Genomic DNA, 11,845 nt, shown 5'->3' on the forward strand with positions numbered 1-11,845 from the left:
TTATGTCAGCAACCCGGATTTTATGGGGCGCGCTTGTCATTATTTTACTGGCTGTGATTTTTATTAATTGGGAAAAAATCGAACCCGAAGTAGAAGATACAGCAGTCATTATGACAAGTAGAGAGATACTCTCTTCGGCAAATGAGTTTAAAAATTATTGGGTTGTTAATGGGCAACCTAAGACAATGGTAAAAGATGATATAGAAGTCAGTTTCAGCTCTTTAGGGTGGCCGATAGCACTTAAAGAAAATGATGAGATTGACTGTCTGCAATGGTTACATCTTTTGTTACCCAATAAAGATAAAATTTATGCGGACAGCATCGAAATTAAAAAGCCGGAATTAGCAAAAAAAGAGCAGTATCGTTGTGACTATAGTACGGCAAATGGTAAGGTGGTTTCGGTAATGTTAGTAAAAGATGCATTAAAAGTAAGTGTCGGATTTATAGAAAAAAAATAAGTGGCAAATTTTTGACGAACGCCGTATTTTTTTTTGTATAATCCCTTACAATTCATGGAAAAATTAAGATAGAGAGAAGCAGTACAATGAAGACACAAAAAGGTTTCTCACTGGTTGAGCTAGTGATTGTAATTGTTGTAATTGGTCTATTAGCTACAGTGGCATTACCTCGTTTTTTAGATGTCAGTCTTGAGGCGAAAAAAGCAAGTATTGAAGGTGTCGCAGGTGGCTATGCCACGGCTGTTCTTTCTGCAAGAGCACAATGGGAAGCGGAAGCTCGACCAAAAACCGACGGTTACAATGCGGTTAGTTATGATGGTACTGAATTTTGGCTAACGGATCCTTCCCAAGCAAATCAAGCAAACTACCGTCCAGGTTATCCAATTGCACCAAGAGAAGATTTAGATGGTAATGATACGGGGAGCTATCCAGCATCACTAACATCAAAAGAGTGTATTTTACTGATGGAAATGTTGTTACAGAATGCACCGCATGTGACTGACGATAAAAATGATAATGAAGGTAAATATCTTGCTGAAGTGATCAGTGAGAATAGCCGTAGTCAATGTAAATACACACAACAAGAAAATGAAGGTCATTTTTTTACTTACGAGCCTGAATCAGGTCGTGTTGTTGTGACATTACAATAAGTAATTTAAGCGCCAGTAGATGAGCTAGGATAGCGATGTGCGGGTGAATAAATCTGTTTTAACCGATGGCGTTTTGACAGTTTGCGTTAATAATTTTTTGGGTTTTAACAATAATGATGGCACTGGTTTGGTGCTATCGATTTTATAATAAAAGAGAGAAGTGACATGAAAAGACAAGGTGGTTTCACCCTTATCGAGTTAGTGGTTGTTATCGTGATTTTAGGTATTCTTGCAGTAACTGCAGCACCTAAATTCTTAAACCTGCAATCTGATGCGCGTGCATCATCTCTGCAAGGTCTAAAAGGTGCAATGGCTGGTGCAGCTGGTATCGTTTATGGTAAAGCCGCGATTGATGGTAAAGAAACAGCTTCAACAGAAACTGATGTTGATGGTATTGCTACAAAATACGGTTATCCAATGGCTAAAGATACAGGTATTGCTGAAGCGGTAGTTGGTCTATCTGAAGACTGGAGCAGTGCTACATCAGGTGCTACAACTTTAGTTGTTGGCTTTAAATCAGATAACGCAACTGCAGCATCAATTGTTGCAACCAACTGTTTTGTTACATACGGAGAAGCAACAACGGTATCTTCTGGCGTATCAACAATCGTTACTGATTCAGGTTGTTAATCTAATTTAACCTCTTTAGTTAAAAACCAGCGATCTCCGCTGGTTTTTTTGTATCTAAAAATAACAAACCATTCGCTATATCTATAATTTCCGTTATCCTAGTAACAGGAGATTATAAGGTAATGGATGATGACTTTTCCTCTCAAAAAAAATCAAATAAAACAACGACAAAATAGGAATGGCTTTACTTTGGTTGAGCTCATCGTTGTGATCCTGCTACTTGCTATTATTGCTGTTTACACCGCCAGTAAATATATGGGAGCAAGCCGTTTTTCATCGGCTGCAGCTCAAGAGCAAGTTTTGTCTATTTTGCGTCATGTTCAAATTGCATCAATGCAAACTAACACCTCTCATATTAATAATGCGTGTCGTTCGGTTCTTACATCATCGAATCAATTTGGTGTGGACTCTGCGTGCCAAAACCAAGGTATGGCGAGTACGGTATTATCAGATTACTCCAAAGAAAATGATCGTGAAAATCTGGATATGATCCGGTTAAGTTATGCCTTTAATACGGCAAGTGGTGCAGTAGCAATTTCAGCTCTTTCGTTTGATTTATTGGGGAGACCAATAATTCCGGTATCACCAAATTTGATTCTCTGCACCCAAGAAGATTGCCGCATCACGATTACAACCCCTGCAACAAATGAAAGTCGTTCAGTCTGTATCAATAACGAAGGCTTTATGTATCGTTCTTTGCAAAATATGAGTTGTAAAATATGAAAGGAAGCCTGAATACACAACGAGGTTTAACCTTGATTGAGTCGATCGTAGGTATTGTGATCTTAGGGTTTGCATTATCGGTATTGGTATCTGGTGTGTTTACTTCTTCTTCCACTTCTCATAAAGCGACTTATCAAGCACAAGCTGCCACGCTTGGTCATTCTGTAGTGACGGATATTTTAAGTCGTCAGTTTGATGAAAATAGCGATCCTAATGGTGGAAAATATCGATGTGGTGAAAAGAATGGCAGTGGTACGTTAATTAACTGTTCGTCGAATTTAGGTAAAGATGGGGTTGAAACCATCGCAGTCACATTCAATGATGTTGATGACTTCATTGGTTGCTGGGGAGAGGTTTCTGTATGTTCTTCAACTAGCTTGCCACAATACCAATTAGGTGATCTTATTGGTGTTTCTAATGCCGATGAATACAAAAATTTTACGGTTGAAATTGCGGTTAATTATAGCAATGTTGACGGTTCAAATACGGTAATAACACCGTATAAGCTTATTAGAGTAACCCTCTATGGAAGCAACCACGCTAAGTACACTTTTAGTGCGTATCGAGGTAATTACTAATGAAACGAGCATTAGGGTTTACGTTAATTGAGCTTATTTTAACCATTGTCGTTGTTGGGCTTGTAGCCTTGGCGGCGAGTAATACATTACAACTTGGCTTTCAAAGTTATAACGACAGCATTGATCGTCAAGATAATCAAATGCAGGCTAAATTCTTAATTGAAAAGTTAAGTCGTGAATTACGTCACGCCGTTCCCAATAGCGTTGAAGTTACTTTAAATAATCAGTGTATTAGTTTTGTTCCTATTGAAAGTAGTGCATTTTATTTGTCTTTTCCTTTGATAAATCAAAAAACAATCGATGTGGTTGTATTATCAGAACTTTCTTTAAATACGAATAATCTACGTTTGATAATTAACCCAAGCACCCAAGATGATTTACTTCAAGAAGAAAACCATAGATACGTAACGGTAGATACCATTGCTCTTTCTGGTGGAGTATCAACAGTTACCTTCTCAAGCAATAATAATCCCGCTTTCATATCAAATTCCGTTTCTGAACGTGCATTTTTCTATCATCCAAATCCTATCGAATATTGCATAGTGGGAGATGGTGTTTTTCGTTCAAATACACAACTAATTAATCAGGTTCATAGCGGTCATTTCTCTTTTGAAAAAGCATCAATTCAACGTAATAGCATAATGAAGTTAGTGTTGGCTTTTAAAAATGACCTTGGTGAAATGACTCAATATCAACATGATGTGCAGGTGATAAATGTTCCCTAATAAAAGAAAGCAAAAGGGTAATTTGTTGGTTATGTCCATTGTTGTCATGGTGGTGGTGGGCTTTTTATCTCTTAATTTATTAAAAGTGGAAAGCAGCAATCATGACACGCTTTCTAAAGAAGTATTGGGGACTCAAGCATGGTTTTTAGCGCATTCGGGGGCTGAATGGGGATTAACTCAACTTTTTCCTCTTGGGGCTTCAGGTGCTGATACAAGTATCTGTAATGGCGTGGTTCGTCGCCCTAGCATGAGATCAGATGAGAGCGGCTGTAAACAAGAACCAGAAGTGGTATGCGTGAGAAATACGGTGAATTATCACAGTGAAGAGATTCAATATTTCAAAATTACAAGTTCAGTAACTTGTGGTTCTGGTATTGATCAAGTTACACGAGTTCAAGAAGTATGGGCAAAGGAGATTAATTGATGAATAGAATTTGTATTTACTTTATTAGTTGTATTTCCTTATTTTGCTTTTCTATGAATTCTAATGCAGAAGTAAAGAAAGAATTAAATACGATTGATGATATGTGTCAGTATTTTCCATCTACTGCTCAAACTTGGTTTGATGGTGGTGGCTCAAAACAATTAATCGTTGATGGTGAAAAGGGACGTAATCGTTCTTACATTGAGACTCCGAATCGAAAGGTTGGATTTCCTCTTAGTTCTATGAACTTAAAGTCTGGAAATACATGTGAAGACGGTAACGGAGAAAGTGGCGATTGTATTGCAGATCCTTCTTTAATGGTTCCTCAGTTATCAATACCACTTGAGTTTACAGGAGCGGATGGCTCTATTGATGGGATAGATGATATTACTATTACCCCTGGTCATTATACATCGATAAATTTGAGGGGGGGAATGCTGCTGATTATATTCAGGTAGTTATTGAACCTGGGGTTTATTGGGTTAATCAATTTTATGCGACGGGTTTTGCGGATATATATTTTTCAAATATAGAAAAAACTATCATTCATGTTCAAAAATGGACAGATTCTGGTAGTGTCGTTTATAACCATGAAGCAAAGCCAGATAATCTATTAATTTTAGCTCATGGAATTAATACCGATATAATAATGTCGGGATCGAATTTATTAAAAGCGCATTTATATAGTGAAAATAAGGTAACTCTTAACGGTAATATTTCTGTTCATGGGGCGGTTACAGCAAAGAAAATAAGTTTATCATCTAATTCTCGAATAATCGGCGAAAGTGAGTGCATCAACCCAAGCAATGATATCCAACTCGTCATCTCTCCAACTTCAGGTAAAGGTCTCGCTTGTGACGGTATAGAAATTGATTTTTCTCTTGTTGATTCAAATGGCGATGTTGTTGAAGGTAAAGGACAAGAATTACAAGTAACCAGTGAACCTGTTGCTACTGGAGATAGAAACTCAGCGTGTTGGAGTGACGATGGAAACATTACAACTCCCGAGTGTAACCATGCTGATGACAGCCGTTTTGAAACGGTGTTTCCATCAAATGTCCCAGCAGTGGTTACTCGATATATTCATAGCAAATTTTTAAACTCTTATAACGTTTCAGCCAGTGTTAGTAGTGAAAATCTAACTACGACCGAAGGACCGTATGAGTTTATCGCTAAAGCAATCAGCATTGTTCCATCTGAAGGAGTTGATGGTTCTGATAGTAATCAAGTAGCAGGGCGCCCTTATCCTTTTAGATTGAAAATTCGTGGTAAAGAAAACGGAAATGGCAACATGTTAAATTGTCATATTATTAAAGAAACGAGGGACATTAATGTTACTTTTTCGAATTCAGTCTTACCTGCGACAAGTAATGAGAGCATTGAAATCAAAAAAGAAGGCAGCAGCTGGGCTGAAGCAAACAAAAGTTTATCGATTTCATTTGTGAATGGTGTTGCTGGTGGAGATGAAAATCAAGCTGATGGTTCTCTTCAAGCTCGATTGAATGATGCTGGAAAGGCAAAGTTAACAGCCAGTGCAAATATTCAAGGTGATACGTTTACGACCTCTGAGCAATTTTATTTTCGTCCTTTTACCGCAGCATTGTGTGATCAATCATCTGCATTACCGTCTTATACCGATGAGCTTAATGGCGCTTACTTGACTTCTGGAACTGATTTTAATGCTTACTTAAAAGCGGTGAATTGGATTAAAGAGTTAGATTCTGGAACTTATGGGAATGGAATTCCTGATCATGATAATCCATCTTTAGTTTGCCGTCAGACTGTGACGCCAAGCTATATTACTCATAGTGAAGGGAGCGCTCACTTAAATCTATCTTCTCAATTAGATTACCCATTATCAGGTGCTATGGGCGTCATTACTGTTGATGGGCAACCTATTGCGGATTTTAATAAAGAAGTGACAAGTGAAAATCAAAACTCATCAACTAAGATAAATTGGAATGAAGTAGGTACATTAAGTTTTGATGTGTTCCAAAATGATTACTTTAATCGTTCTGGATTTAATATTCCGTCAACGGCTTCTAAGGTGGGGCGCTTTTACCCTGCATATTTTTCTATCACAAATACCGAATGGGATTATCCTCAAAAGCAAGGCACATCAGAGGGTAGTTTTGTATATATGGACCAATTTTTTAAAAATGTTGATTTTCAAGTTACAGCTTATAGTGCTTTAGATTCAGAGGTCACCAACTATGGTCTGTTTAACAATGAGTTAAAATCTAGGTTCTCATTGGGTGGGGAATATGCTTCTCGCTTAAATATTACTGATGTGGATTTAGATGAAACACATTGGAGTGATAAGGCTGTATGGCAAGTTACAAATTTAGATCATGCTGTGACTTGGTCAAAAAAAGAGGGGACACCTTCATTTGGAAATCGTACTACGGTGGTCGATGGTCCGTTTAATGCGTCGGGACACTCAAGTTCAGAAAGCACAAGTTTAGGCTTAAAAATTAGTGGTGCAGATCCTGTTACCTTCATTAAAGATCAACAATCAGCTGAGGCAGAACTTTTATCTCAACCTGATGTTCGTTATGGGCGAATGGCATTGGATAATGTAGGTGTTGCTTCTGGGCAATCTGTATCAGTGCCTCTTAGAGTCGAATATTGGGATGGTCAGCGTTTTATTTTAAGTAAGGATGATGACGCTGCGATGTTTAATGGTTCATATCATTGTAAGCAAACAATTTGGCCTGAACCTGATAAGGAAAGCGCTGCGAAATTAATGGGAACTGGTGGCATTAAATCTGGTCTTAACTCGATGGATCTAATAGCAGAACCCGATAACAATCAGTTAAGAGAGCAGATCCGCTTCTGGTTGCGCTTATCTGAAGGTTCGCCACAATTAAGTGAAAAGCATACATATTGTGAATCAAAACCATCGAGTTTATACCTACAACCTTGGTTACAATTCAATTGGCGGGGCAAAGGAGATGAAGATCCTTCGACGCTTGTCACTTTTGGGATGTATCGAGGTAATGATCGTGTTATTTTTCGTGGTGAAAGTAACATTATTGGTACTTCTAACTAAAAAATGAATAAAAATCCTGATTTGCTTCAGGATTCTGTAGCAATACCTTGCTGATTCGGCTAGGCATTGGTACATTTAATAAAATTTATCTTATTCTCACGTTTTCAGGAAATACGAAGATTATGTTCAAGAAACTTCGTGGCATGTTTTCAAACGATCTATCGATTGATCTAGGTACTGCCAACACACTTATCTATGTAAAAGGTCAAGGCATTGTTCTTGATGAGCCTTCAGTGGTTGCTATTCGTCAAGATCGTTCTGGTTCAGCTAAAAGTGTAGCTGCCGTTGGTCATGATGCAAAACAGATGCTAGGCCGTACTCCTGGTAACATTTCTGCAATCCGCCCAATGAAAGATGGCGTTATTGCTGACTTTTACGTAACAGAAAAAATGCTTCAGCACTTCATTAAGCAAGTGCATGACAACAGCGTGTTACGTCCAAGTCCTCGCGTATTAGTTTGTGTTCCTTGTGGTTCTACACAAGTTGAGCGTCGTGCTATCCGTGAATCTGCACAAGGTGCGGGCGCGCGTGAAGTGTTCCTTATTGATGAGCCAATGGCTGCTGCTATCGGTGCTGGTCTTCCTGTATCAGAAGCAACAGGTTCAATGGTGGTTGATATCGGTGGTGGTACAACAGAAGTTGCTGTTATCTCTCTAAACGGTGTGGTTTATTCATCGTCTGTACGTATCGGTGGTGACCGTTTTGATGAAGCAATCATTAACTACGTTCGTCGTAACTACGGCAGCTTAATTGGTGAAGCAACTGCTGAGCGTATTAAGCATGAAATTGGTTCAGCTTACCCTGGTGATGACGTATGTGAAATTGAAGTTCGTGGTCGTAACCTTGCTGAAGGTGTGCCTCGTAGCTTTACACTAAACTCGAACGAAATTCTTGAAGCTCTTCAAGAGCCTCTATCTGGTATCGTATCTGCAGTAATGGTTGCACTAGAACAGTGTCCACCAGAATTAGCTTCTGATATTTCAGAGCATGGTATGGTATTAACGGGTGGTGGCGCACTACTTCGTGATTTAGACCGTCTTCTAACAGAAGAAACTGGTATTCCGGTAGTGGTAGCTGAAGAGCCTCTAACATGTGTAGCTCGTGGCGGCGGTAAAGCATTAGAAATGATCGATATGCACGGTGGCGATCTATTTAGTGAAGAGTAATAACAGCTAACGGGTGAGTGGATATGACTCCAATCTTTGGTAGAGGTCCTTCTCTACAATTTCGCCTGTTTATTGCAGTAATGGTATCGGCTAGCCTAATGTTAGCCGATAGTCGTTTAAACGCCTTTTCCGACATACGTTACCTATTAAATAGCTTTGTTTCCCCAATTCATTATGCGGCAAACCTTCCTCGTACAATGTTTAATGGCATGTATGAACGGTTTAATAGCCGTAATACCCTCATGCTTGAAAATCAACGTCTTAAGCAAGAAATGTTTGTTCAAAACAGCAATTTGTTGCTCATGGAACAGTTGAAACAAGAAAATAGCCGTTTACGTAATTTACTTGGTTCACCATTTATTCGTGATGAAAAAAAGATGGTAACGGAAGTAATGGCGGTGGATTCTGCTCCTTATACACATCAAGTGATGATCGATAAAGGATCCGTTGATGGTGTATATGAAGGTCAGCCAGTTATCAGTGATAAAGGTATCGTTGGGCAAATTAACTATGTTGGGGCACATAACAGCCGAGTGTTGTTATTAACGGATGCCAATAATGCAATTCCGGTGCAGGCAGTTAGAAATGATATTCGTGTTATTGCATCGGGTAAAGGTCACTTAGATACGATGCAACTTGAGCACATACCAACAAATACTGACTTAAAGGTTGGGGATTTATTGGTAACTTCTGGCTTAGGTCAACGTTATCCTGAAGGGTATCCTGTGGGGTATATTTCTAAAATAGATAATGATAATAAGCTTCCATTTGCTTCTATTGATATAGAAACTACGGTTGAATTTGATAAATTGCGTTATTTATTACTAGTATGGCCAACTGGAAAAGCACCAAAGGAGATATCTGATGGCGAGTAGTCATTTAATGCGTGGAAGAGTCATTATTTGGCTTTCCTTTTTAATCGCATTAACCTTGCAAGCTGCTCCTTGGCCTGGCGCTTTAGAGGTTCTAAGGCCGTCGTGGATCATTTTAGTTACTTTTTATTGGGTGCTAGCTTTACCACATCGAGTTAATGTGGGAACGGCAATGGTCCTTGGTATTTTATGGGATTTATTACTAGGGACTACCCTTGGTATTCGCGGTATGACCATGGCCATATTGGTTTATTTGGTCGCTGCTAACTTTAAGGTTTTGAGAAACTTAGCCTTATGGCAACAAGCTGCAATATTCTCTGGTTTGACCCTATTAGGGAAAGTATTAGAGTTTATGGGGGAGTTTTTAGTTCATGATGTGTCCTTTAACGCACATTTTTTATGGGCAGGCGTGTTAAACTTCCTACTATGGCCTTGGTTGTTTTTGTTAATGCGAAGAGTTCGCCGTCATTGGTCAATTCGATAGGAAAGCAAGAATGGAAGCGCAAGTTTTCTTAGCGTCAGGTTCTCCGAGAAGAAAAGAGTTGTTAACGCTATTAGGTTATCAATTTGGTGTGTTATCGGTAGATGTTGAAGAGATACATCAAGAGCATGAGACGCCATTGATGTATGTAGAGCGTTTATCTATAGATAAGGCTCAAGCTGGCGTTAAAGCGATAGAAAAAACAAAGAATAAATATATCCCTGTATTGGGCTCTGACACCATCGTTGTTATCGATGGTGTTATTTTAGAAAAACCAAAAGATTTTAAAGATGCTAAGAGAATGCTCTTAGCACTGTCTGGTCGTCAACATCAAGTAATGACTGCTGTAACGATTGCCACACCTGAAAAAATAAGAACCAAAACAGTAATCACTCAGGTATGGTTTAAAACACTTTCTGAACAAGAAATAGAACAATATTGGGAAAGTGGGGAGCCTTGCGATAAAGCGGGTTCATACGGTATTCAAGGTAGTGGTGGGCGATTTGTCTCGCGTATTGATGGCAGCTATCACGCTGTCATGGGACTGCCTTTGATGGAAACAGATCAGCTCTTACACCAATTTTTGTAAAATTAGTGAGGTGCTCCAATGAGTACAGAGTTGTTAATAAACGTAACCCCGAGTGAAACTCGAGTTGCGATGATTGAAGCCGGTGTGCTTCAAGAAGTTCATGTAGAAAGAGAAGCAAGGCGCGGTATTGTTGGTAATATTTATAAAGGCCGTGTAAGCCGAGTATTACCGGGGATGCAAGCTGCGTTTATTGATATCGGTTTGGATAAAGCCGCATTTCTTCACGCCTCAGATATTGTCCCTCATACTGAATGTGTTTCTGAAAATGAAAAACGTCAATTCCAAGTAAGGGATATTTCACAGCTTGTCCACCAAGGGCAAGATCTCGTTGTACAAGTAGTAAAAGATCCGCTTGGTACAAAAGGTGCTCGCCTGACAACCGATATTACTCTGCCTTCTCGTTACTTGGTGTTTATGCCTGGGGCAAGTCATGTTGGTGTATCTCAACGCATTGAAAGCGAGAAAGAGCGTAATCGTTTAAAAGATACCGTCTCTGATTATTGTGATGAGTTTGGTGGTTTTATTATTCGAACCGCAGCTGAAGGAGCGAGTGAAGCTGAGATCTCACAAGATGCCGCTTTCTTAAAACGTTTATGGCATAAAGTAATTGAACGTCGTAAAAAGAACAAAACGAAGTCAATGCTTTATGGTGAGTTGGGTTTAGACCAACGTATTTTACGTGATTTTGTGGGCACAGAGCTTGATCTGATTCGTGTGGATTCAAAGCTAGCATTTGAAAAGCTAAAAGAATTTACAACAGAATTCGTACCTGAATTAACAAAGAAATTGGAATATTACTCAGGTGATAAACCTATTTTTGACATGTATGAAACTGAGAATGAAATTCAACGAGCACTTGATCGTAAAGTAGAATTAAAATCTGGCGGTTATCTGATTATCGATCAGACCGAAGCTATGACCACCGTGGACATAAATACCGGTGCTTTTGTTGGTCGACGCAATTTAGAAGAAACCATTTTTAATACCAATATTGAAGCTACACAAGCGATAGCTCGTCAACTTCGCTTACGGAATTTAGGTGGGATCATCATTATTGATTTCATTGATATGCTAAGTGAAGAGCATCGCCGTCGCGTTCTCCAGTCTTTAGGCTCTGCTTTAGAAAAAGATCGTGTAAAAACCAACATCAATGGTTTTACACAACTTGGTTTAGTTGAGATGACTCGTAAACGAACTCGAGAAAGTATTGAACATATATTATGTGGTCAATGCCCTACTTGTGAAGGTCGTGGAGCGGTGAAAACAGTGGAGAGCGTATGTTATGAAATTTTACGTGAAATCACGCGTGTAAATCGTGCGTACGACTCTGATAAGTTTGTTGTTTATGCATCTGTAGCTGTTGCTGATGCCCTTGAAGGGGAAGAGTCTCATGCATTAGCTGAACTCGAACTCTTTATTGGTAAACAAGTTAAAATTCAAGCTGAACCTCTTTATATCCAAGAGCAGTTTGACGTCGTTATGATGTAAGAGAAAAAT

The 11,845-nt window shown here is 39.0% G+C and carries 14 protein-coding genes; all 14 read left to right on the top strand.

Annotated features, from left to right (window positions below; translation table 11 throughout):
- The first annotated feature begins 2 nt into the window (after positions 1 to 2).
- Positions 3 to 458, top strand: a complete 456-nt coding sequence (locus AAFX60_001825) for a type IV pilus, mannose-sensitive hemagglutinin protein MshF (GenBank protein XDF77975.1) — start codon at positions 3 to 5, stop codon at positions 456 to 458.
- Between the two features lie 86 nt (positions 459 to 544).
- Positions 545 to 1,108: a prepilin-type N-terminal cleavage/methylation domain-containing protein gene (locus tag AAFX60_001830; GenBank protein ID XDF77976.1), complete on the top strand. Its 564-nt coding sequence runs from the start codon at positions 545 to 547 to the stop codon at positions 1,106 to 1,108.
- A 165-nt stretch (positions 1,109 to 1,273) separates the two neighbouring features.
- Positions 1,274 to 1,738, top strand: a complete 465-nt coding sequence (locus tag AAFX60_001835) for a type II secretion system protein (GenBank protein ID XDF77977.1) — start codon at positions 1,274 to 1,276, stop codon at positions 1,736 to 1,738.
- A 126-nt stretch (positions 1,739 to 1,864) separates the two neighbouring features.
- A complete protein-coding gene (locus tag AAFX60_001840; protein XDF77978.1) occupies positions 1,865 to 2,461 on the top strand; it encodes a type II secretion system protein in 597 nt (198 codons plus the stop codon).
- Positions 2,458 to 3,039, top strand: coding sequence for a type II secretion system protein (locus tag AAFX60_001845; protein ID XDF77979.1), 582 nt, complete (start codon positions 2,458 to 2,460; stop codon positions 3,037 to 3,039). The genes AAFX60_001840 and AAFX60_001845 overlap by 4 nt, the downstream gene beginning before the upstream one ends.
- On the top strand, positions 3,039 to 3,764 hold the full coding sequence (locus AAFX60_001850; GenBank protein XDF77980.1) for a type II secretion system protein: 726 nt from the start codon (positions 3,039 to 3,041) through the stop codon (positions 3,762 to 3,764). The genes AAFX60_001845 and AAFX60_001850 overlap by 1 nt, the downstream gene beginning before the upstream one ends.
- Positions 3,754 to 4,188: an MSHA biogenesis protein MshP gene (locus tag AAFX60_001855; protein ID XDF77981.1), complete on the top strand. Its 435-nt coding sequence runs from the start codon at positions 3,754 to 3,756 to the stop codon at positions 4,186 to 4,188. The genes AAFX60_001850 and AAFX60_001855 overlap by 11 nt, the downstream gene beginning before the upstream one ends.
- Positions 4,188 to 4,646: a hypothetical protein gene (locus tag AAFX60_001860; GenBank protein ID XDF77982.1), complete on the top strand. Its 459-nt coding sequence runs from the start codon at positions 4,188 to 4,190 to the stop codon at positions 4,644 to 4,646. Before AAFX60_001855 ends, AAFX60_001860 begins: the two co-directional genes overlap by 1 nt.
- 191 nt (positions 4,647 to 4,837) lie before the next feature.
- A complete protein-coding gene (locus AAFX60_001865; GenBank protein ID XDF77983.1) occupies positions 4,838 to 7,240 on the top strand; it encodes a DUF6701 domain-containing protein in 2,403 nt (800 codons plus the stop codon).
- A gap of 122 nt (positions 7,241 to 7,362) precedes the next feature.
- Positions 7,363 to 8,406, top strand: coding sequence for a rod shape-determining protein (locus AAFX60_001870; GenBank protein XDF77984.1), 1,044 nt, complete (start codon positions 7,363 to 7,365; stop codon positions 8,404 to 8,406).
- A gap of 23 nt (positions 8,407 to 8,429) precedes the next feature.
- Positions 8,430 to 9,281, top strand: coding sequence for a rod shape-determining protein MreC (mreC, locus tag AAFX60_001875; GenBank protein XDF77985.1), 852 nt, complete (start codon positions 8,430 to 8,432; stop codon positions 9,279 to 9,281).
- Complete coding sequence (gene mreD, locus AAFX60_001880) at positions 9,271 to 9,762, top strand: rod shape-determining protein MreD (GenBank protein XDF77986.1); 492 nt, start codon at positions 9,271 to 9,273, stop codon at positions 9,760 to 9,762. Before mreC ends, mreD begins: the two co-directional genes overlap by 11 nt.
- Before the next feature lie 10 nt (positions 9,763 to 9,772).
- Complete coding sequence (locus tag AAFX60_001885) at positions 9,773 to 10,348, top strand: Maf family protein (GenBank protein XDF77987.1); 576 nt, start codon at positions 9,773 to 9,775, stop codon at positions 10,346 to 10,348.
- Positions 10,349 to 10,366: 18 nt separating this feature from the next.
- Complete coding sequence (gene rng / locus AAFX60_001890) at positions 10,367 to 11,836, top strand: ribonuclease G (protein ID XDF77988.1); 1,470 nt, start codon at positions 10,367 to 10,369, stop codon at positions 11,834 to 11,836.
- Positions 11,837 to 11,845: the final 9 nt, after the last annotated feature.

Source organism: Aliivibrio fischeri, assembly GCA_038993745.2.
Lineage (GTDB): Bacteria > Pseudomonadota > Gammaproteobacteria > Enterobacterales > Vibrionaceae > Aliivibrio > Aliivibrio fischeri_B.